This window comes from Ramlibacter sp. AN1133, assembly GCF_037890035.1.
GTDB lineage: Bacteria > Pseudomonadota > Gammaproteobacteria > Burkholderiales > Burkholderiaceae_C > Ramlibacter.
The window spans coordinates 96,157-118,498 of the sequence record NZ_JBBKTQ010000011.1 but is presented as its reverse complement, the minus strand read 5'-3'; the positions used below and the strand labels follow the sequence as shown (position 1 = coordinate 118,498).

Here is a 22,342-nt window from a genome sequence, read left to right as displayed (position 1 = left end):
TGTTAGGCCCGCAGGTGCGCGGTCAGTCCGCAGTGAGAATCCGAGCATGGTTTCCGACTGCGCAAGCGGCCTCGACCCGCGCCAAGCTGCGGTGACAGGCGCGGGGCGGCGTGCCGCCAGGCCCGCTTCGGTCAGCGCCGATACGCTGCGCTACCCGCCCTCCGACACCGGCCTTGCGGTCCGCACTCCGCAAGACATCCTGCAGGCCAACGCCGACCTGATCGAGCGCCTGCGGCTGCATGCCGCCATGCAACCCGGCCACTTCCAGGCCCGCTTTCTCGATCCCTTGCTGCGGCTGGCCGAGCAGATCAACGTGCTGCCAGCCTCGGCGAACAGCCTGTTCTCGGGCGAGATGGGGCTTTTCCGTGCCTGTCTCGAGGCTGCCTTCTTCGCCTTCCAGGCCTCGGATGGCCGGATCTTCACCGGCGCCGAGACGGTGGAGCGGCGCATCGCCCTTGAGAGTCGCTGGCGCTATCTGTGCTTCCTTGCCGCGATGTTCCATCCCCTGGGCAGGACCCTGGAACGCATCGCGGTCGCCGGCCCGCGCGGGCAGGTGTGGAAGCGCCACTTCAGCGGTGTCACGCCCTGGGCGCAGGAGCAGGGCGTCGAGCGCCTGTTCGTCTCCTGGGGAGCGGCCGACGCTCAGGGTTGCATCGGTCCTTCCAACGCGGCCCTGGTCATCGTGCCGGCCGTGGTCGGCTCCGACAACCTGCAGATGCTGGACGATGGAGCCGCGCAGCTGGTGGCGGCGCTCTACCAGCTGGTGACGGGAGAGGCGGGGTCCTCCCGCATCGCCTACCAGGTGGTGAGCTCCTGCTGGGAGCGAATCGCCCGAAGGGAAGCCGCCCGCCGGCCGCAGGCCTTCGGGCGGCTCACCAGCGGCACCCATCAGGGCCCTTACCTGGCCGGCGCGCTGCGTGCCCTGGTGGACACCGGGGTCTGGCAGCTCAATGCGTCCGCCTTGAAGGCCGATCGTGACGGCCTGTACCTGGAGTGGCCGCATGCCGCAGGCGATCTGATCGCGTTCGGCCAATCCAGGGGCTACGCCGGCTGGCCGCACGATGCGCCTACGCTGGCAGCACTGTTGCGGGACGCCGATCTGGTGGAGGACGGCGGCGGCGAGCTGGGGCTGCTGCAGATCGTGAGCGACGAAGGAGAGATCCGCCACGCGCTGAAGATCGCCAATCCACTGGCTGTCCTGGAGGATTTCGTTCCCGAGGCTTTCGCGGGGCACGCGCCCAGGACGCTGGCAGGGGTGATCGCGCGCGACCCGCTCTCGAAGGCGGAAGCAGCTGCGGCCCAGGCGGCCGCCGCGAAACAGCCAGCGGCCAGCGCCAGCCCGGCTCCCGCGCCTGCCCAAACGGAGCGCGAAAGCCATGGGGCAGCTTCAGGAGGGGCCGCTGGGCACCGGGGCGGGCGGGGTAGCGAGGCGCACGAACCGGGCCAGGCCGCGGCGGCAGGAACTGAGAGAGACAGCGCGCGGATGGAGCACCCGGCGCCCGCCGGGCCGGGGGCAAGGAGGGATGCGACAGGCGCCGGCGCTGCGCTGGAGGGGCCCCGCTCACCAGTCGGCAGCTTGCGGGAAGCGCCCGAAGTGCGTTACTCGGACCTGGTGCCGGAGGACATCCGCAAGCAGCTCGGGTCCGCCCTGCAGGCCGAGCTGCTCGGCAAGATCGTCAAGACCTGGCGCGAGCGCGGCGAGCACAGCACGGTGATGCGCCGCATCGACACCGGCGCGGCGATCGACTTCGGCTTCCTGACCACGCAGGTCCTGAACGTGCCGACCTGGGTCGATTGCATGGCGCGGGCAGGCCTCGTGTACGCGCCGCCGAACACCCCGGGCCTGCGGATCCAGAAGGTGTCCATTCCCGAGGGCCGGCCACCCGTGCAGGCGGTGGTCCTCTCGAACCTGGCCTGCAGGAGGCTGGGACTCTGATGCCAGAGAGAAGACGCTTCGAGCAGCTGCTGCGGCCGGCGTACGAAGCCCGCGCGGGGCTCGCCTGGGCCGGGGCCTGCTGCTGGATGCTGGCCGTCAGCGTGGTGTTCCAGGCCGACAAGCCGGCGCTGTTGTCCTGTGCGCTGCTGGCCGGCGCGATGGCGCTGTGGCGCGCCCTCAACGCCACCAAGCTGCTGCGCTACAAGATGTCGCTCACCGGCAAGCCATCGGTGCTCATGCCTGCCGCGCGCATGCACGCCGCGATGGCCAAGATGGGCCCGAACCTCTGGCTCGGCTGGGGCTACCGGTGGGAGCCGCGTCACACCCAGCGGGCCTACGAAATCATGAAGCGCGACCTGGACGAGGTCTATCCGCCGCGCTGGTGGTTGACGTGGGCCGGGGTGCAGGCCGACCCGCGCCAGGCCAAGGGGCTGCCCTGGATCCACGGCCTGGACATGGGCGAGAAGGACGTCACGCTGCCCTTCGATTCCCTCAAGGGCCACTGCGCCATCATCGCCACCACCGGCGCGATCAAGACCCGGCTGGCGGCGCTGATCATCTTCCAGCTGGCCTTGCGCGGCGACTGCGTGATCGTCATCGATCCCAAGGGCGACAAGGACCTGCGCGAGACCTGCCGCCAGGCGGCGGTGCTGTCCGGGCAGCCGGGGCGCTTCCAGATGCTGCACCCGGCCTTCGCGTCGGCCTCGGTCCGGCTGGACCTGATCAAGAACTGGGACCGGGTGTCGCAGGTGGCCTCCCGCATCACGATGGTGCTGGACAGCCAGGAGAGCGACAACTTCAAGGAGTTCTGCTGGATGGCCGTTCACCGGATCACGAACGCCATGAAGTACATCGGCCAGCGCGTCTCCATCCACACCCTCAAGACCGCCATGGAGTCGCGCATGACGGTGGAGCACCTGACCGCGCAGGCGCTGCAGCAGTTCTTCACCCGCGAGTGCCCGCAATTGGCCGAGACGCTGGAGCGCCAAGTCAACGCGCTCGCCGCCACCGTCAACCGGCCGCAGAAAGGCGCCATCGAGACCAGTTCGGTGGAGCTCACGGCCATGATCAAGGTGTTCCAGGAGGCTGTTCCCGAACACGAGGAGCAGGCGCGGCGCCGGAGCCTTCCGGTCAAGCCGGAAGAACTGCGCGGCCTGATCGCCATCCTGGAGGCCAACCGCGAGTGGTTCGGCAAGATGATCGTGTCGATCACGCCGATGCTCACCAAGCTCACCACCGACGATCTGCGCGGGCTGCTGTCGCCGGACTACGAAGACATCGACGACCCCCGTCCGATCATGGACATGAAGCGCATCGTCGAGGGCAACCACATCCTGTACATCGGCACCGACACGCTCGCCGACCAGTCCGTGGGCCGCGCGATTTCCACCATGGCGCTGGCCGACGCCTCCGCGGTGGCGGCGGAGGTCTACAACCATGGCGGCGCCTCGGACCAGGGCCAGGAGCCCAGGCGCGTTCACGTGGTCATCGACGAGTGGGGCGATGCCGTCTGCGATCCGGTGATCCAGCAAGCGAACAAGGGCCGCGGCGCCGGCTTCTTCATCTGGGCATTCGGCCAGACCTTCAGCGACCTGGTGGACAAGTTCGGCGGCAACACGGCGCGGGCCAAGCGCTTCATCGGCAACATGAACAACCTGATCGTCGGTGCCACGCAGGACCCCGACACCATGGCCCTGGTGGTCGACAAGCTGGGCGAAACCACCGTCACCGTGAGGGGCCAATCGACGGGTATCGGCTCGAAGACCGAAGACATGGGCCTGGAATTCTCGGCAAACTCCAGTACATCGGTTTCCGAGAGGGACAAGGAGATCTTCCCCCGCTCGCTGCTTCCCAGCCTGCCCGATCTGCACTACATCGGCTTCTTCAATCGGGGCGAGCTGGTCAAAGGGCGGATACCGGTCCTCGTCACCGACAGCAGACCACCAGCATGACCCGCAACACCGTCCTGTCCTTCCCGTCCAGACGCGCCGTCCAGGCACCGCCGCAACGACCCCTCGAAGCCGGCTGCGCCGTGTGGCTGGTGGCCGAACTGCCCGACGAGCGCCAATGCGGCGAATGGCTGGACCAGGTCATCCTGGGAACGCCCCACGAGAGCATGGCCATGTCCCTCTGGCGCAACCAGCCCAACCTGCGCCAATCGACCGAAAAGCTGGCGAGCTTCATCACCCCCAAATGGCCGGCGGCCAGCGGAGCACCGCTGCTGCAGGTCGCGGTGGAACGCGCCGTCACGCGCGCGCAGCAGGCGATCGAGCAGGGCCAGGCCTTCGAAGGACGTCTGGTCGGCGTGTACCTCTATGGCCTGCTGGCCGTGGTCAGCGAGATCGCGCAGGTGGTCTTGCGCGGTGAGGACCGCGACGGACAGCTCCGCCGCTGGGAGTACTTCTCGCAGCCCTTGCTGTACTGGGCGCGCCAGCACGGGATCGAGCGCGTGCTGGTGCAACGGGCGGAGACCCCGCCCTCGGAAGTGGTGCTGACCGGCCTGCGCACGCACATGACCGCCTGCCTCACTGACCCGGTGGACGCCGGGTATCTGGCCAAGCACGCCGGGCAGGGCTGAGGCAGCGCCGCATGAAGAATTCGCAGCATCTGGGATTCTGGCTGCTGCTGGCCAGCCTGGGCTTCTTCGCCGGGCCCTTGCTGCGAAGCGGATCGAGCATGGAAGGTTACCTGGCCACGGAGATCCGCGAAACCCGGGGGGTGATGGGTGAGACGGTGGGGGCCGCGGTGCTGTCGTTCGCGGACGGCCTGTTCACGCAGACGCCGGTCGCCGCGCTCACCACGAATCTGGCGCGGGCGCAGCATTCCGAGCAGGAGCGGCGCCTGAGCGCCCGGGCGGCGGGGCCGGGCGGGGAGATTCTCTCGAGGATGTACAACTCCTACCTGCAGGGCCTGATCATGCAGGCCTACGTCGCCGCCATGCGGCTGGCCATCGTGCTGTTCTGGCTGGCGGCGCTGGCGCCCTTGTTCGCGGCCACCGTGTTCGATGGCCTGATGCAACGAAGCATCAAGCAGGCGGAATTCGGCGCCATCCGGCCGGCGACCTTCACCCTGGCCGGCATGCTGGTGATCCCGATTCTGGCCTCGCCGGTGCTCTACCTCACGCTGCCGTTCAGCCTGTCGCCGCTGCTTGCGCCAGTGTGGGCGGCGGTGGTGGCGCTTCCCCTGTCCATCCTGGTCTCCAACAGCCAGCCGCTGTTCGGGCGCTGAAGCCGGCGCGACGCGATGACGAGGGGTTTGCTTTCCAAAGCAGCCGGACGGACTTGCAAGCGCGCCAGTGCGCCTTCAGAGTCAACTGAATGCAGGCAGTGGCAGCGCCCTGCGGCGCAACCTTGCAGCGAATCGGATGAAAGCGGCAGATCCTCAGCCCGCTGAACGGCGCGCTGCACGCCCGGGGGCGTTCCTGGACGACGGATACCACACTGGCCGCGAAGCGGTCACAAGGGCTGCAGGCGCAGGCGAGACCAGAGCAGGTTCAATCGATCCCGATAGGGCGTGCATTTGTCGGATCCCCTCCTATACTGCAAAACATGAGCCGCAACGCAGGCACTGCGCATGGTCTGGTGAGCGGCTTCGCCGCTCTGCTCCTCGTTGCGACCGCGCATGCCCAGGTGACCGGTCGTTCCGCGCAAGTCGAAACAGGACGCGTTGAGAAGCCCATCACGGTCCACACGGATCCAGGCAGTGGCCCATCGTCCTCGAGCGGGCCGAATTTGGTTGGGGGGCTCGCCGGCATCGCGCGCGCGCCGTCGATCACTATCACCGGAGGCCCTTCCGAAACGACCCGGGAGCCCACGCTCCCCGAGCGCTGGCTGCGAAACGACGCGGCGTGGCTGGACCGGAACCTGTTGCGGTGGATGGATCGCCACCCCGTGCTGCTCAAGCAGCCCTAGGATCTGGAATGGCGCAGGCGCGTTGGGTCGCGATGCTGTCTGGGCTGGCCCTGCTGCTGTTGGCCGGCGTCCCTTCGAGCGTCACATTCGCCGCCGACCCGCGCAATGAAGTCCTTGCGCCGCACTCTCCCTGGTCGCAGCCCTACGGCGCCGCGAACGATCCCGGCGAGCCGCCTCCGGTGCCGCAAGCCACCGACTTGCCGGGCTTCGCCAGTCCCGCGTATCTCGCCGGTCCCCGCTACGTCCTGACCGAGCACGCGGTCTGGGAGCTGGGCACGGGCGCGCTGAAGAACCTCGAAGGCCGAGGCATCAGCCGGATCGTCAAGGGCACGCGGGGGTTCGGCGTGGTCGCCGGAACGCTGATCTTCGTGACGGAGAAGGCCATCGAGGCTGGTGAGATTGCCGTTCCGCGGGAGGACGCGTTCTTCACCGAGCAATTGCTTCTGGCCGGGGCCGACGCCGGGCGTCTTCGCGGGCTGCGCGCGCAGGGCGTCGACCTGAGGACGGATCCCGAGGCGCTCGCCATCCATCATCGCGCGTTGGGACGTCAGCGCCAGCTCGAAGCCCGCAGCCTGGATGGCACCGAGGCGTTGTGGGGCGCCGTCGCCAATCATGGCAAGTTCGTGCTGACCAAGATGGCGATCAATACGGCAGGTTCCTGGGCGCTGGGAAAGGCGCTGCAACGGGCGGGTCTGGAAGAACTGGCGAGCGAGCCGGGCGACGCGCTGCATCGGCTGCTGCGCAACAAGGGGCCGCTCAAATCCCTGCTCAAGCCGGCTGGCTGGAATCGCTTCGACATGCGCGCCAACTGGGCGCGGGAGTATGCGAACAAGGTTTCCGAAGGCGCGCTGGGCGAGATGCCCAAGCGCGTGCTGTCGGCGTTGCTCGACGACTTTCTGGATCGCGGCTGGCAGGGCGAGGAGCAGCAGATCCTGCTGAGGAATCCGCCGAGCCTGCGCGTGTTCGCCGCGCGCGCCGCCGTGCCGGTCCCGGTAGCCGCTGTTCCCGTCGCGCCTGTTCCCGTGGCGGTTGCCGCACGCGCGATCGCCACGCCGGTGCGCACGGTCGACCCGCTGGTGCAGGCGGTCGCCACGGACGACTTCATCGTCCACTTGAGCGCCGGCAGCCGATCCGACTCCGGCGACGCCGACCGCGCGCAAGCCGCGCAGGAGTCCCGCAAAGCCGTCGAGGACGCGAAAACTGCCGCGAACGACGCGGCATGGCGGGCGCGCATGCGAGAGCAACTCAGGACCATCGGCGACGGCAAGACGTTTTCGAACTGCTCCGGCGCCACGTGGGATGGTCAGCGCGGAAAGAATCTATGCAACTAGGCCGCATGAAGCGCGCCGTCCGCCTGGCGCTGCTCGCGCTGGCGATCGTTGCCGTCTACGGGCTTGGCAAGACCGCCTGGCTCGCGCAGGAGCTGCGGGCATCCACCGCATTTTCGGTGCGGGAAGGCATACAGGTGGATCGCCGCCTGGAGGCGCACGAGTTCGCCGCGCTGGGTCTCACGCTGCCCGATTTCGCCGTGACGGATAACGGCGCGTTCGTACTGTCCACCGGAGCGGCCATCTATGAGTTCGGCACGAACGGCGCCGAGGAGCATCGCGTTGAAGGTCCGTCCCTGAGCAGCTTCACGGTCGACGCCGACGGCACGGTCCTCACGATCGCCGGCGGCTTCCTTGGCCGGCTCGATGCGGAGCATCGCCCCGTCCAGGCGATTCCCATGCCTTTCGCCGAGGCACGGCTCGCCCCGGGCGTGACGCCCGGGACCGCGCTGCTGTACGGCCGCGACACCGAGTCGAGCCGGCTGTACCGCGTGCACTCCGACGGCCGGTTCGAGGTGCTCCTCGAGACGGCCAAGCCCATCGTCGCCGTTGCGGAGAGTCGCGCTGCGGTCTATGTCGCCACGAGCGTGGCGCTGCTGCGCATGGACGGGAACGAAGCGCCATCAGCCTTGACCCTCGACGAATCGCCGGTGCTGTCGATCGCGGTGCTGGCGGACGATGCGATGGCGTTCGTCGCGACACGCAATAGCGTGCTCGTATGGCGCGGCGGCGCGATGCGTAGCCTGGTCAATGGCAGCGGGGGCATGCTGCGCACCAGGGATGGGTCGCTCTACGTCCTTGACCAGCCACGCGGCATGGCATACGTATTGCGTGTTCGGTCGTCATGATGCCCAAGAGCATCGGTTCCACAGTCGTGACCTTGCTCGTCATCGTGATTTCCTTATGGACCGGCCACACCGTTTTTGGCGGCTTCGACGAAACACTTCCCGACGCGCTCGCGGCGGGCCGCGTCCAGGTCAAGGTGACGCTGCAGCAGAACGCCACCGAAAGCAAAGCCGGCGAGCGTCGTCACTACAGCGCGGTCCAGGTCCGTTCGGGTGCCTCCACCAGCGAACGACAGATCGACCCCGGACAGGCGCTGGTCCTGATCGATGTCCGGCGCACCGGCGGCTGGCGCCGCGGCGAGCTCACGCTCACGATTCCGGCCGGAACCACTCTGACCAGCGGGTACGACGGATACCAGCGTCTGGCCACCGCTTATGCGGTCACCGTGCAACTGCGCAAAGCGGACGAGGCCGAGACTGCGTGGGTGCCCGTGTATTGCCTGGACCAGCACCGGCCGGCGCCCACCCTGAATACCGGCATCTCGCTGGAGCACAAGAACCTCGACGACTCGCGCAACGTGCCTTCCGAGCTGGGCCGCCTGGCAAGCTGCCTCGCCGAAAAGGGTCTGCCGGGGGTGGACCGGCAACAGGCTGTGTGGCTGGTCGCCGAGGGGCACCTGAGACGGTCGCGCGAAGAGCTGCGTACCTATCTCCATGAGAAGAACCTCGCCATCCTCAAGCGCATGGACTTGGACGAGATGCAAAGCAAGGTGCTCGCGCTGGTGCGCCTGGCGCACCCCGACGCCAGCGAGGACGATCAGCGCAGCGAGGCCAGGCTGTACATGCAGGACAGGGCCTGGAGCCTGATCGAGCGAAAGGCGGCCGAGCGCGCCGAGCGCGACCTGGATCGGCTGTTGAGCCTTGGGCGTCCTGCGCTTCGCACTTGTGGCTACGACCTGAGTGCCGTGCGTTTGGGCGACAGCTGAAATGATCGAGCGGTTCCCATGCGGCTGCCCGCGCCGGTCAGGGCAGGGGTGGTGGCGCTCCCCCTGTCGGTGCCAGGCTCCCATCGGGCGCCTCGAGTCGGGCGCTGAAGCCGCTTGACGCGACAACGGGGGATCTGGCCATCGAAGGGCCCGCACGGCCTGCGCAACTGCCACTCCAGAATCGACTGCATGCAAGCAGTTGTGGCGCCTTGCGGCGCACCGCCCCAGCGAATCGGATTCAGGCAGCAGATCCTCGGTCAGATCAAGGACACGCTGCATGTCCTGCGACCCTTCCTGGAAGACGAGCAGGTCAACGAGATCATGGTCAACGCCCCGAACGAGGTATTCATCTCACGTGCGGGCAAGGACTTCCGCGCGCCTGTGAGGCTGGGGGCCGGCGAGATTTCTGCGGCGATCACGCTCGTTGCAACCATGGTGTCCAAGGAAGTGGGCGACAAGTCCGGGCACCTGATCCTGTCCGGCCGCCTGCCGGGTTTCCGGGTCGAGGCGATCCTGCCGCCGGTCGCCGTGAACGGACCGTCGATGTGCATCCGCCGGCACTGCTCCCGGCTCCAGAGCCTGGAGCAATACGTTGCCGAGGGCGTGATGTCGCAAGAGCACGCCCAGCTGCTTGACAGCGCCATCACGGCCCACGAGAGCTTCCTGATCGTGGGGGGGACGGGGTCGGGCAAGACCACGCTGATGAACACCGCGCTGGCTCGCATGGACCCGCGCGAGCGCCTGTTCATCATCGAGAGCGTCCACGAGCTGCAGGTGCAGGCCGACAACCACGTGCTGCTGGAGTGCGACGAGGAACAAGGCATCAACGCGCGCCGGGCCGTGCGCAGCGCGATGCGCTACGCACCCAAGCGGATCATCGTCGGTGAGCTCCGCGGCGCCGAGGCCTACGACTGGCTCGATGCTGCCAATACCGGCCATCCGGGATCGGCGGCCACCCTCCATGCGAACAGCGCGAACGCTGCCCTGGGACGACTGGAGAACCTGCTTCTGATGGCCGACATGGGCGTGCCCTTCGAGCCGCTGCGCATGCGCATCGCCGAAACCGTGCGCTGGATGTTCTATATCCAGCGTGACGGAGCCAAGCGTCGCGTCTCTCAAGTCGGACGCGTTCATTCATACGATCGTGCCAAGGGCGCATACGAGATCGAGAGCTTCTAACCCGGTTTCCGAGAGGAGAGTTCCCATGCGCAGCTCCCGTCCTTCCTTTCGCAGCACCGCCACAGGCCCGCTGCGCACACCGGCGGCTGCCGCGCTGCTCGCCGTCTTCGCACTCGTCACGGCCTTCGCGCTGATGCCCGGCCCGGCCTACGCGCAGCAGATCCAGGTCCCCTTCGTGCAGGAGTTCGGCTGCTCGGTGGTCCAGTGGCTGAAAGGGCCGCTGGCCATCCTGATCTTCATCCTGGTCTGCGTGGCGACCCTGGTCATCGGCATGATCACCAAGATGGACTGGGCGCGGATCATCACCGTCTGCGTCCTGTTCGGCCTGGTGGTCAGCAGCGGCGCCGTCCTTGCAAGTTCCAGCTTCGTCCAGAACGTCCCCGGCTTCAGTGCCTGCCTGCAGTAGACCGCCGTGGCTTCGCGCAGCAGCCCTTTCCATGCCTCGCTGCACCGGCCGAAGTTGATCCTGGGAGTGGAGCAGGGGATGTTCGGCGGACTGGTGTTCCTGTCCGTCTTCGCGCTGGTGGCGCGGGCCTACTGGCTGGCGCCACTGGCCGTCCTCGGCGTCCTGATGGGCCGCTGGCTTTCCAAAGTGGACGACCAGTACGTTGCCATCCTGCTGCGCTACCTCAACGAGGACCACGTGTACGACGCGACCCCACGCCCGACGGATTTCCAGAACCGTCCCAAGGGCTGGGGCCGCGGACTTCCACGGTGAGCCCGTTCCGATGCTCTCCTTCCAGGACCTGTTCACCAAGCCGCGCCGGGCCGCCAGGAGCTACGCCGAACTGCTTCCCTGGTTCGGCGTGACCGCCCCCGGCCTGGTCCTGTGCCAGGACGGCTCCTTGCTGGCAGGCTTCGCCTACGAGGGTGAAGATGTCGAGGGCAAGGAGGATTTCGCCGCCGACCAGGGCATCGACCTGCTGCAGATGGCCTTTCGTACGCTGAACGACCGCTGCACGCTCTGGACGGTGCAGGAGCGGCGCTTCACGGCGGGTTACCTGAAGAACGAGTTCAGCAATCCGGTCGCCCGCCTCATCGATGCGCAGTGGGAGCGGGCCTGCAGCGAGCGCAGGAACGCGCGACTCACGCAGCGCCTGTTCATCGCCTACAACTTCCCGAACAGGTCCGAGGCTTTCTTCGAAGCGGTGCGCGCCGAGCTCGCCGAGAACGACGGGCGGGTGCAGAAGTCACTCAGTGGCCTGATGAAGCGCCGGCTGTCGGAGAAAGGCGCTATCGCCCGCGTGCGCGGACAGCTCGCGCAGATGGCCCACGAGTTCGAGAAGGTGATCGGCGCCTTCAGCGGGATCGTCGAGCGCAGCCTCGGTTTTCGGCGCCTCCTGGACGGCGAGTTCCTCGGCGAGCTGTATGCGCGGGCGAACCTGGCATCTCCTGCCGGACCGGTGAGTCCCCCGGCGCACCTGGCCTACCTGAACACGACGCTGGCCTCTGACACGCTGGAGCGGCAGCACGATCTCCTGCGCTTCAAGGGACCGGCCAAGACGCTGTACGCGGCGGCGCTGTCGACCACCGGCACGCCGTCGGAGGCGCACGCGCAGTACGTGGACCAGCTCATGGGCCTCGACTGCGAGTACGTGCTGGTGCAGGCCTTTCGCTTCCTGGACCGGCTGCCGGCGGAGAAGGCGATCCAGGACGCCGAAATGTTCTACCGCGCGGAGGTGAAATCGGTCACCACGCGGGTGGCCGAGCGCCTCTTCGACGTGCAGAGCGACAAGGTGAACACCGGCAACCTGCACCTGGCCCAGGACGCGCAGGACGCGCTGGTGGAGCTCACCGCAGGGGACGTCGCGTACGGCTACTACAACATGACACTGCTGGCGCTGGGTGACTCGCCGCGGCAGGCGCAAGCCGCCGTGGACCTGCTCGGGAGTTCGCTCAGGGCCAACGGATTCACGATCGTGCGCGAGCGCCACGGACTGATGTCCGCGCTGCTGGGCACGTTTCCCGGCAATGCACACGCCACCCTGCGCTGGCGGCTGGCGTCGACGGCGAATCTGGCCGACCTGGCACCGATCCGCACCATCTCGCGCGGCGAGCCGACCCATCCGCTGTTCTCGCGCGTGCTGGGATATGAGGTTCCTCCCCTGTGCCGCTTCCTCACCCCCTACGGCGTGGCCTTCGATTTCAACCCCCACGAGGACGACCTGGGACACACCGCGATCATCGGCGGCTCGGGCTCGGGCAAGACCTCGCTGATGACGCTGCTGATCGCCCAGTTCCGAAAGTACAACCCGTCGCGGGCCTACGTGTTCGACAAGGACTACTCGCTGATGATGGCCACCGTGCTGCTTGGCGGCAGGCACATCGACATGAGCAGAAGGGGCCTTGCGCGGCCGCGGCTCAATCCCGTGCGCGTCATGCTCAGGAACGGGGACGAGGGGCGCTTGCGGCAGTGGCTGGAGGTCCTGATCGGGGCGGACGGCCACCAGGTGTCCGGTTCGGAGAGCACCGCGCTGAATACCGCCATCCAGCAGCTGCGGCGCAGCCACGAGGCGAACTGGAAGTTGTCGGCGCTCTACGCCCTGATCGCCGGCCAGGACCAGCACCTGGCGAACAAGCTCACACCGTATGTGGACCAAAGCGAAGGGGAGGGCGGCTACGGAACGGTGGGATCCCACGCGAGCTACTTCGACCACCACGAGGACGATTTCGACCTGAGCACCCTCGTCGCGATGGAGTGCGGCGGGCTCCTGGACGACCGCAAGGTGGCGAGCCCCTTCATGGACTACGCCTTCTACTGCATCGAACGCAGCCTCGACGGCTCCTCCCCGACCCTCATCTACCTGGAGGAGGCCTGGTACATGCTTTCGAACGCGGCGTTCGCCGAGAAGATGCAGGATTGGCTGCGTACGCTGCGCAAGAAGAGGGCGTTCGTGGTGTTCGCCACGCAGGCCCTGGACGAAATTGCGCGCCTGCCGAACATCGGCAGTTTCGTGGCCAACATCCCGACCCAGATCTTCCTGCCTTCGGTGAAGTCCAGTGTGCACGGCCAGGCCGACTTGTACAGGCAGGTGTTCGGCACCACGGATGCCCAGATCGCGCTGCTTGCCCAGGCCATCCCCAAGCGCGACTACCTGCTGGTGCGTCCGACGCTCACGCGCCTCGTGAACACCAGGATGCCGCCCGCGCTGGTCGCCATCAATGAGGCAACCGTCCAGGAGGGAAAACGCGCCCGGCTGCGCGAGTACGAAGCAGCGGGCGGGCCGGACTGGGAACTGCGTTTCCTGCGGGAGGTGCTCGATGTCAAGACATGACCTGGCCGCGCTGGGCCTGGCCGGCCTCTGCCTGGCCGCAGCGACAGCTGCCCGCGCCGGCGGCGCCATCGTGGGGGCCACCGAGCCCACCCAGATCATGAACAACCTGCAACTGGTCAAGGTGGCGCTGGACGGCGCGACGACGGCCAGCACGGCCGTGAACCAGTACACGACCCAGATCCAGCAGTTCCAGACCCAGCTTGCCAACCTGCAGCGGCTTCCCCAGCTTCCGGAAGGCATGGGAACCGACTCCCTGCGGGCCCTGAATGACTTGATGCGCTACAGGGGAGCACTGCAGCAGCTCACAGGCAGCCTCGGACAGCAGCAGTCGATCATGGACCATCGCATCGCGGAGGCCCGCCTGAGCGGCAAGGGCTGGGGCAGCTATGTCGCCTCTGTGGCAGCGGACGCAGCCAACAAGAATCAGCGCGCCGTCGAGCGCCTCCGGTACGAAGAGTCGGTCCTGCAGCAGGTGCAGTCGGATTACAGCTTCGCACGGGACCTGCAAGGCCAGATCCCTGCAACGGTCGGACAACACCAGGCGCTTCAGCTCATGAATGCGCAGATGAACCGGCTGATCACGCAGAACGCGAAGCTGCTGGAGGTGCTGAGCGCCACCCTGGCGCAGCGAAGCGAGGCCGACGCAGGCGAGGCCGAGTCGATGACCAGGTCCCTCACGCAGCAGGACCTTCTGCGGCAACGCCAGGAAGCCATCGAACGCCGCCAGCGCAGCTTCGGGGGCTTCCAGTGATTTCTCCCGGGAGCTCCGGCGCGACGCAAGTCTTCGCGCAGCTGCTCGGGCTGCTGGCGGAAAGAGCCACCGTCCTGGCCTTGCACCTGCGCGAGCGCATGCGGACGCGCCGCAACATCGCCCGCGCGGTCCTCGTTGTGTTTGCCGCAGCATGCACGGTTGCAGTGGGGCAGGGGGCGGGGCAGCCGCCGACGCCGCTGGCGACCACGAGCACCCGCAGCACGTACTCGTTCCAGCGGGAGCAGATCCTGAGCGACATCTCCGCGGCAGTTTCGACAAAGCTGGACGAGCTGAAGAACAATGCCAAGCTGCGCGGCTTCGGAACGCTCCTCACCGCCTTCTTCCTGGTCGCCCTGCTCGTGTGGAGCAGCGTCAAGACGATGGCCACAGGCCGGGGCTTCGGCGAACTGATCGGCGAGTGGGTGCCCATCTTCGTGGCATTCGGGATCGTGACCCTGTTTCTGGATCGGGGGGCCGCCGAACTGATCGTGGGCACGATGGACACGATCGGAGCCGCCATCGGAGGGGCCAACATGGCGACGCTCAATGCAGCCCTGCAGGCAGGAGCCGACCCGATCTTCCGTGCGATCTCTGCGGTCGTCGACCAGCCGCGGGTGACCAGTGCGGCCGATACCGGCTCGAGTGTTCTGGGGGTTCTGAGCTTCCTGGGGGCGTCCCTGGGGGCTCTTGTGATGTCCGTCGCAGCCAAGATCGTGACGGCGTTCCTTCTGGTGCTGGCCGGGGTGGTGATGGCGGCGCACATCATCATGGGCTTCGTCTCGGTGGAACTGGTGCTCGCCCTGGCCCCGGTGATGGTCCCGTTCCTCATGTTCCGGCCGCTGGCGTGGCTCTTTGACGGTTGGCTGAAGTTCCTCTTGGGCGCCTGCATGCTAAAGATCGTGATCGCCTTCCTGTTGAACGTGGTGGCGGGCCTGCTTACCGTGATGAACGAACTCGCGAGCCGGTACGCCAATGAGGCCAGGAATGCGACGGCGAGTGAAACCTTCTCGACGGACGTTCTTCTCCTGGGCTTGATGCTGGTGTTTGCACTACTTGCGACCCTGCTTCTGAGTCAGGCACCTTCCATTGCGGCGGGGCTGCTTTCGGGGAATGCTGGGAGTGTGGGATTTGGTGGCCTTCGCGGAATCTCGGGGGGGTTGGCTAATAGAGTGGGGATGCAGGCCGGAACAGACTTCGCCAGCGGATTTGCGACAGGCACGCTGAGGGGTGGCGGAACCCTAGTAGGCAACGTGAGAGATGATCTTTCCAAGGCATTGAAGGGCCGGCCGCGACTCCCGAGGGTGCGCATAGGATCAAGAATTCCCTAACGACGTCTGTGTGACGGCTCTACGGAGACCAGGCACTTGAGACGGCCACGAAATCGCGTATCTTTGAGGCAGCAAGCGTGAAGAGGGCCCGGATGCTGTGGCTTGAAACTAAGCTGATCGAATCGATGGTGTGGCTGGTGCTCTTCAGTGGAGCGGGATGGGTCCTGACACTCGCCTACAAGGGCGCTAGCGGCGAACCGGTGGTCTACGCTTATCGTTATCCGCTTTCAGGCGAGACGATTGCGTTGGGGTGCTTGGCGCTTTCGCTGCTGCTCCTATTCCTATACGGTGCTATTGGATTTGTGCTTTCTCGCGACAGGGTGCGATTCAGGCCTTCTGCCCTGATCGCACCATGGGTGTGCGCTTTAGCATCCCTCGTGCTTGCTGGTTGGGTTTTTGTCGGTCCAGTCAGGGGCGCAAGCTACCTGCCGCTTGCTCTGATGATCATTCTGAGCGGATTGATCGCGTACACCGCCAGATGGGGGGCATTGAGGGATCGGGAACGAGTTCGGATTGGGCGCGAAATGGAGAACGTTGAGGCCGCAGACGTCGCTCGAACTTCGCGCCCGAGGTCCACGTTTGCAAGCATCTATGGCAACGAGGCTGTAAAGACTCGCCTGAAGGAAGCCGCGCAGGCGATCACTGCTCCCAGAAAGGAGCACAGCCGACCGCGCAACGGCATTCTGTTGCACGGCCTGCCCGGGAACGGCAAGACCGCCTTCGCAGAGGCTCTCGCGGGCGAACTTGGCCTCCCGCTCGTGACACTTACCTATGCAGACATTGCGAGCCAGTGGGTCGGCGAGAAGAGCGCACGCGTCCGCACTGCCTTTGAGCAGGCGCGGCGCCTGCAGCCCTGTGTACTGTTCATCGACGAAGTGAACAGCTTCCTGGAGTCGCGCGATGGCCGCGCCGACGGCGTGAAGGAAGACCGCGATCTGGTGAACGCCATGTTGACGCTCATGGTGGACATACGCCAGTCCCGCGTCATCCTGGTGGCGGCGACGAATCACATGAACACGCTGGATAGCGCCGGCGTTCGGGAGGGGCGGTTCGATTTCAAAGTCGAAATCACCCCCCCGGACCTGCCCGCCCGCATTGGCCTGCTGAAGAGGGGGCTGCGCGAAAACCTGCCCGACGTGCAGGTCGAGGACCGGGTCGTCCAGTCGGTCGCAGAGCGCTGGAATGGTTTCTCCGTGAAGCGCATCCTCGCGGTCACCGAGGAGCTCCCGTCTTATGTCAAGGCGAAGGGGCTCAAGGGCGTTGCATTCGAGGACTTCATGGGTGCGTTGCGCCAGCTGCAGGGCCAGCGCGGTCACGTCCCCGAGAATGTGAAGCGGCTGGACGAGTTGATTTTCAGCGAGAGCACACGGGAAATGCTGGATCTCATCGCCGCACGCATGCTTGATCCCGAACACACGGAACGGCATGGGGGCACCCTTCCAACCGGCGTGCTGTTCTATGGCCCGCCCGGCACGGGAAAGACGGCTGCGTGCAAAGCATTGGCGAAGGAGGTTGGCTGGGCGTATCTCCCGTCCACCGGCGCCGATCTGGCGCGCGATCCGAAACGCCTGGAGGCGCTGTATGCCAAAGCGCAGGACCTGCGTCCGACCATCATCTTCATCGATGAGCCCGACGAACTGCTGCGCGACCGGCAGTTTTCCGGGTCCACGGAAGCTACCAACAAGCTGCTGACGCTGATGGACGGAGTCGGCGATCGCGTCCGCGACGTGGTCTGGATCGCGGCGACGAACAACCCGGACCAGATCGATCCTGCTCTCTTGCGCGGCGGAAGGTTCACCGAGAAGGTGGTGTTCGAGTTGCCCTCGGCGCATGACCTTTCCCGCTACGTGGAGCAATGGCTTGAGCGCAAGAAGATCGCCCTTGACGCTGGCATTGGCCTGGACCGCATCGCCGAGGTCGTCGGGCACTCCAGCATCGCGAACGCAGAAGCCATTCTGCAGTCGGCCGTGAATCGTGCGATTGCGCGGCGGCAATCGCCCGTCATGGTGCGTCTGGAAGACTTCGAGCGTGCTTCCAGCCTGGTGAATGGATTCAATTAGCGAGGTTGAAAAGCATCGCGAAGCTCTGGGCCGCACGCTCCGGACCCAGCTGCAACCGGCAGCTCCAACAATGCCGATAGCGCGCGCTGCGCGATGCAAGAGATTCGCGGTGAGGGACGAGCATCACAAGAACAATTCCAGGCGTCCCGTTGCCGCAGAGTCGCGCGTCGAAGGCACCGAAGCGGCCCGATGAGTACTGTGAAGCTGACATTCGTCCCATATCGGACGCCATTCGAGAAGCTCGCGTGCGGCGAAATGTCCTAGGACTGCCAAGAGAGCCACTTCGCGCGCCCGGTTTGCGAGTAGCCCTGATCTTTGCGCACCTGAACAGGCTCTGAAAATCTGAAGCTGCTTTGCCCCGACGCAGCCATTGACCTTAATATCTATTCATTTATTATTCATTGGTGGCCCTCTCTTCTGACCACCACCTGATCCTGGGCTTACTCTCGGACCGCGGCACCGCCACCGCGGCTGAGCTCGGCGCTGCCACTGGGAAAAGCCAGCCCACCGTGTCCAGGCTGCTGGCCCACATGGGGCCGCAGATCGTCAAGCTCGGAAAGGCCAGGGCCACCCGTTATGGTGCGCCAAAATCTATTCACGGAAGGCCGGCACAGCATACCGTGTGGTGGACGGATGAGCAGGGGGGCCGAACTAATGTGGGCACGCTGACCTACCTGGCCAACGAGACCGTCTACGTGGAGTCCCGCCAGCTGGGGGACTACGCCGGCGAGTTGTTGCCGTGGTACCTCACGACCTTGCGGGCCGAGGGTTTCCTGGGGCGCATCGCGGCGCGAGCCCTGGCGACGCTGGGCGTCGAGAGCGAGCCGGAGCGGTGGTCGCTGGAGACCATCCTCTACGCCGCACTGCAGGTGCACGACGCGCCCGGGGCCATCACTCTGGGCTTCCAGGATGATGGCGGCCAGCGTCTGAGGCTCGCCGCCGATCGCATCGACGAGCAGCTGGACGCCGCCGCGGAAACGGTGGCCACCACACTGCCCGCGGGATCGTCGGCAGGAGGCGAACAGCCGAAATTCCTCGCGCAGCTCGAGGACCGTGGGCCGGTGATCGTGAAGTTCTCGCCACCCCTGGACACGCCCGGCGGCCGTCGCTGGTCCGACCTCCTGTACGCGGAGCAACTTGCATCATCGACCTTGGCCAGGCACGGCCTGGCCGCGGCGGGCGCGCAGATGCGCCAGACGGCCCAGCGTGCGTACCTGATCTCCGAGCGCTTCGACCGCATCGCTGCCACCGGCAGGCGGCACGTCGTATCGATCGGCAACGCGCACCGCGCCTTCGTGCATGGCGTGTACCGCAACTGGGCAGAAAGCTGTGAAGCGCTCGCCAGCCGCGGCAGCCTCGCCCGGGAGGATGCGGACCGTGCGCGCACGCTTCTGGACTTTGGGCGGCTGATCGGCAATACGGACATGCACAGCGGAAACCTGGCGCTTTTCGTGCAGTTGCAGGACGTCCGCAAGGGCCGCTTCAGGCTGGCGCCGGTTTACGACATGCTGCCGATGCGCTGGAGGCCCGATGCGAGGTCGGGCGGCGTCGCCGAGTACACGCGCTTCGCCCCGGACGGCGGTGCGCTCGCCTCGCCAGCAGCGCCGATGGCACGGGAGTTCTGGCAAGCCCTCGCGGCCCTGCCGGCTGTCAGCCGCAAGCTTCGAACCGTGGCCGGACAGATGGTCGACACCATCCAGGAACAGGCGCCGCTGGCAGCGTTGGGCCAAGGGCCGCGCGGCTGAGGTGATCTCCTCCTGCCCAAGGGTGGTGCGGCTGCTGCGGCTTGAACTTCCTGGCCTGCGCTGTGGAGAGCGCGAAGGCCCGGTGCGGCGGCGGCTGCGCCTGCGTTCAGGGGTGCGCCGCATGCGGCAGCAGGTCCGTCACAACTTGGCGCGCTGATTCCTGATCCGCTCCCCGCCCCGGTCGCATTGCAGGCGCGGCGCGCGTCAACGTGGGTCCAGGGGCGCGTTGGGACGGCGCGCGCAGCGCAGAGCCCGGCCTAGGATTGCCTGCTCCCATGCTCACCGAATTCCGCGTGGCCTGCGCCATCACTGCATGGCTCGCCCCTGGCGCAATGGTCGCCGCGCAGGCGCTTGCGCCGGGGCGGCTCCCCCTGAATTTCAGCGAACCTGCGCCGTGCGTGGCGCCCGCCGCGCACTACCACGGCGTGAACCCGTGGGTGCTGCGCGCGATCCTCAAGGTCGAAAGCGATTTCCAGCCAGGCGCCGTCCACCGCAACGCCAACGGCTCCCTCGACCTCGGCATGGCGCAGATCAACTCGATCCACTTTTCCGAGCTTGCCGCCTGGGGCATCGCACCGGCCAACCTCATGGACGGCTGCGTCTCCACCTACGTGGCCGCCTGGCACCTCGCGCGGCAACTGCGCAAGCACGGAAATTCCTGGTTCGGCGTGGCCAGCTACCACAGTGCGTCCCCGTGCCAGAACGCACGCTATGCGGCGCTGCTCTGGAACGCCCTGTGGTCCTGGGGCGTGGTGAGCGGGGCGCGCATGAACGTCGTGCCCCTGAAGGCCTGCATCTACAGGGAGCCCGGCCTGCAACGCGGCAGGCCAGCACCAGACGCAAGGGCAGCGCCGGCACTCGCCTTTGACGAAGGACCGTGATGCAGGCGCCCCCGGCATCACGCTTGGCCGAAGTCCTCGCCGGCGCGATGGCGCTGCCCGCCGAAGACCAGGCGCGCCTTTGCTCGCTGCTGCAGCGGCTCACCGCGGACTCGTCTTGCGCAGCATCGGCCCGGTCCTCTGCCGATGGGCCCAGCGCTGTCCCCGGTTCGCCCGGCCAGGAGGCGGTGCAAGACTGGCTCGCGCAGATCGCGCGCGAACCGGCCTGGACCCGGCTGCTGCTGCTCGAGGACGCCCTGGAGAACATCGGCTGCGCGGGCGAAGCGTCGGTGCTGCAGGCAGCGCGCAGCGCACTGCTGCAGGCGAACCCGGCGACTGCCGTGCGCCACGCGGTCGTCGCACTCGCAAGCCAGCATCCGATCGCCGTCTGCGTCGGCGTGGTCGGCCTGGCGGTCGCCGTGTCCGGCCTGGCACGCGTCCTGCTGCGCCTGGTCTTCTGAGTCCGCGCGGCGCCCCGGTGCCCCGGTGGCCGCCTCTGGCGGCGCGAAATCGCTCCAACCGCAGCAAAGCCACTCGTTGCCCCGCCGGTGAAACCTCCAGTCGCTCCTAGCATGAACACCAGAGGCATCGACATGGGACTGTGGAATCCACTGCGCAAACGTTCAAGGCCGGACAGCCCCAAGGCGGCAGCGGCCTGTCTGCAGTCGGCACCCAACACGCCGGCATCCCTGTACCAGCAGGCCGAAGGCAAGTTCGCGGAGATCTACGGATCCGCACTGGTGAGCGCCAACCGATCCTTCCTGGTGGCCTGCGGCTGCATCATCGTCGCCCTCGCCAGCATCGCCTCGGTGGCGACGATCTTGCCGCTCAAGGAAGTGCGGCCGTGGGTGGTGGAGGTGAACCCGGCCAGCGGGGTGGTCAACAAGCCGGTGCAGATCGACCGCATCGATCCCAGTACGGCGGTGGTGAAGTCGGAGCTCGCGCGCTGGGCCGAGGCGGTCTATGCGATCGACCCGCTTCGTTCCGGCGAGGCGCTGCGCTGGGCCAACGCGCGCAGCGCCGACAAGGCCGTGGCGCAATTCGCGGAGTTCCGCGCCCGCGAACGGATCTACGAGCGCATGCGCAGCGAACCGGACATGGTGCGCGAGGCCAAGGTCGCGGCGGTGGATGTCTCGCGCAAGGGCACGGCCTTCATCTACGTCATCACCAGCGAACGCGTGGGCGCCGGCGGCCCGGAACCCGCGCGGTCCAGGCGCATGCGGGTGACGCTGAACTACCGCCTGCTGCCGCCCACGCAGGAAGCCGAGCTGCTGGCGAACCCGCTGGGCCTGTACGTCACCTTCTTTTCCGACACCGAGGAGCGCGCGCAGTGACTGGGCGCAGCCGCCCCTCGCTGGCGCGCCTGTGCGGGCTGGCGCTGCTTGGCGCGGCAAGCAGCGCTGCGCTGGCGCCCGCGGCGGCCGAAATGCTCGCCACGCCGCTGCGCGGCGACTCGCGCCTGGTGGAGTTCGCCTACGACCCGGACAACACCTACCTGGTGCTGGCCAAGCCCAAGGCGGTGACGCACATCCAGTTCGCCGGCGACGAGGCGATCCAGTCGGTCGCCGCCGGCGACACCGCCAACTGGGAATTCACACCGACGCGCAACCGCAAGAACCTGTTCGTCAAGCCCCGCTACGAAGGCCAGGAGAGTTCGCTCACCGTGATCACCGACAAGCGCAGCTACCAGTTCGTGCTGCGCTCCACCGGCGACGGCAGGAAGTGGTACCAGCGCGTGAGCTGGGCCTACAGCCGCGAGCTGGTGCTGACCATGGAAGGCATGCCCGAGGCGCAGGACACGGCTGCCGCTGCTGCGCCCCAAGCCGAAGCGCCGGCGCCCCGGAAGGCGGCCAGCGCGCTGGCGGCCGGCATCGCGCCGGACCAGCTGCGCTTTGGCTACGAGATCAGCGGCGATGCCGCGTTCCGGCCGCGGGTGGTGTTCGACGACGGGCGATTCACCTATTTCAAGATGCCCGGCAACCTGCAGGAGCTGCCGGCGCTGTTCGCCGTGATGGCCGACAAGGACTACAGCCTGGTGAACTTCGAGGTCAAGGGAGACTACCTGGTGGCGCAGCGCCTGCTGCCCGCGGCCGTCCTCAAGCTCGGGCGCGAAGAGGTGCGGGTCACCAGGGCGGTTCCCAGGCGCAGCTTCTTCAGCCCTGCGGGAGAGGCCCCCTGAC

The 22,342-nt window shown here is 67.0% G+C and carries 20 protein-coding genes; all 20 read left to right on the top strand.

The genetic code is table 11. The features are described from left to right. The first annotated feature begins 46 nt into the window (after positions 1-46). Positions 47-1,936 (top strand): TraI domain-containing protein, encoded by a 1,890-nt coding sequence (locus WG923_RS17075; protein ID WP_340352181.1) that lies wholly within the window; start codon positions 47-49, stop codon positions 1,934-1,936. After that, positions 1,936-3,888: a conjugative transfer system coupling protein TraD gene (gene traD, locus WG923_RS17070; protein WP_340352180.1), complete on the top strand. Its 1,953-nt coding sequence runs from the start codon at positions 1,936-1,938 to the stop codon at positions 3,886-3,888. Before WG923_RS17075 ends, traD begins: the two co-directional genes overlap by 1 nt. Next, the gene (locus WG923_RS17065; protein ID WP_340352179.1) at positions 3,885-4,514 is read left to right on the top strand and encodes a hypothetical protein; all 630 of its coding nucleotides are present in this window, start codon (positions 3,885-3,887) and stop codon (positions 4,512-4,514) included. Before traD ends, WG923_RS17065 begins: the two co-directional genes overlap by 4 nt. 11 nt (positions 4,515-4,525) lie before the next feature. Beyond that, positions 4,526-5,164, top strand: coding sequence for a DUF4400 domain-containing protein (locus tag WG923_RS17060; RefSeq protein ID WP_340352178.1), 639 nt, complete (start codon positions 4,526-4,528; stop codon positions 5,162-5,164). 320 nt (positions 5,165-5,484) lie between these two features. Beyond that, on the top strand, positions 5,485-5,847 hold the full coding sequence (locus WG923_RS17055) for a hypothetical protein (RefSeq protein ID WP_340352177.1): 363 nt from the start codon (positions 5,485-5,487) through the stop codon (positions 5,845-5,847). An 8-nt stretch (positions 5,848-5,855) separates the two neighbouring features. After that, positions 5,856-7,178, top strand: a complete 1,323-nt coding sequence (locus WG923_RS17050; protein WP_340352176.1) for a hypothetical protein — start codon at positions 5,856-5,858, stop codon at positions 7,176-7,178. Positions 7,179-7,183: 5 nt separating this feature from the next. Then, complete coding sequence (locus tag WG923_RS17045; protein ID WP_340352175.1) at positions 7,184-8,023, top strand: hypothetical protein; 840 nt, start codon at positions 7,184-7,186, stop codon at positions 8,021-8,023. A gap of 26 nt (positions 8,024-8,049) precedes the next feature. Further along, entirely contained in the window at positions 8,050-8,946 is an 897-nt protein-coding gene (locus WG923_RS17040; protein ID WP_340352174.1) for a hypothetical protein, read from the top strand. 189 nt (positions 8,947-9,135) lie between these two features. After that, on the top strand, positions 9,136-10,125 hold the full coding sequence (locus tag WG923_RS17035; RefSeq protein WP_340352173.1) for a CpaF family protein: 990 nt from the start codon (positions 9,136-9,138) through the stop codon (positions 10,123-10,125). A gap of 25 nt (positions 10,126-10,150) precedes the next feature. Next, entirely contained in the window at positions 10,151-10,531 is a 381-nt protein-coding gene (locus WG923_RS17030) for a TrbC/VirB2 family protein (protein ID WP_340352172.1), read from the top strand. Positions 10,532-10,537: 6 nt separating this feature from the next. Further along, positions 10,538-10,843 (top strand): VirB3 family type IV secretion system protein, encoded by a 306-nt coding sequence (locus WG923_RS17025; RefSeq protein WP_340352171.1) that lies wholly within the window; start codon positions 10,538-10,540, stop codon positions 10,841-10,843. A gap of 10 nt (positions 10,844-10,853) precedes the next feature. After that, a complete protein-coding gene (locus tag WG923_RS17020) occupies positions 10,854-13,400 on the top strand; it encodes a VirB4 family type IV secretion system protein (protein WP_340352170.1) in 2,547 nt (848 codons plus the stop codon). Continuing rightward, a complete protein-coding gene (locus tag WG923_RS17015; RefSeq protein ID WP_340352169.1) occupies positions 13,387-14,151 on the top strand; it encodes a hypothetical protein in 765 nt (254 codons plus the stop codon). Before WG923_RS17020 ends, WG923_RS17015 begins: the two co-directional genes overlap by 14 nt. After that, positions 14,148-15,479: a type IV secretion system protein gene (locus WG923_RS17010; protein ID WP_340352168.1), complete on the top strand. Its 1,332-nt coding sequence runs from the start codon at positions 14,148-14,150 to the stop codon at positions 15,477-15,479. Before WG923_RS17015 ends, WG923_RS17010 begins: the two co-directional genes overlap by 4 nt. 92 nt (positions 15,480-15,571) lie before the next feature. Then, positions 15,572-17,539 carry an ATP-binding protein gene (locus WG923_RS17005; protein WP_340352167.1) on the top strand — a complete coding sequence of 656 codons (1,968 nt, stop codon included), beginning with the start codon at positions 15,572-15,574 and terminating at the stop codon, positions 17,537-17,539. A gap of 404 nt (positions 17,540-17,943) precedes the next feature. Beyond that, positions 17,944-19,284 carry a HipA domain-containing protein gene (locus WG923_RS17000; protein ID WP_340352166.1) on the top strand — a complete coding sequence of 447 codons (1,341 nt, stop codon included), beginning with the start codon at positions 17,944-17,946 and terminating at the stop codon, positions 19,282-19,284. 275 nt (positions 19,285-19,559) lie between these two features. Beyond that, positions 19,560-20,165 carry a lytic transglycosylase domain-containing protein gene (locus tag WG923_RS16995; RefSeq protein WP_340352165.1) on the top strand — a complete coding sequence of 202 codons (606 nt, stop codon included), beginning with the start codon at positions 19,560-19,562 and terminating at the stop codon, positions 20,163-20,165. 23 nt (positions 20,166-20,188) lie between these two features. Then, entirely contained in the window at positions 20,189-20,623 is a 435-nt protein-coding gene (locus tag WG923_RS16990; RefSeq protein ID WP_340352164.1) for a hypothetical protein, read from the top strand. A 111-nt stretch (positions 20,624-20,734) separates the two neighbouring features. Next, on the top strand, positions 20,735-21,496 hold the full coding sequence (locus WG923_RS16985; RefSeq protein WP_340352163.1) for a type IV secretion system protein: 762 nt from the start codon (positions 20,735-20,737) through the stop codon (positions 21,494-21,496). Beyond that, entirely contained in the window at positions 21,493-22,341 is an 849-nt protein-coding gene (locus WG923_RS16980) for a TrbG/VirB9 family P-type conjugative transfer protein (RefSeq protein ID WP_340352162.1), read from the top strand. Before WG923_RS16985 ends, WG923_RS16980 begins: the two co-directional genes overlap by 4 nt. Position 22,342 lies beyond the last annotated feature (1 nt).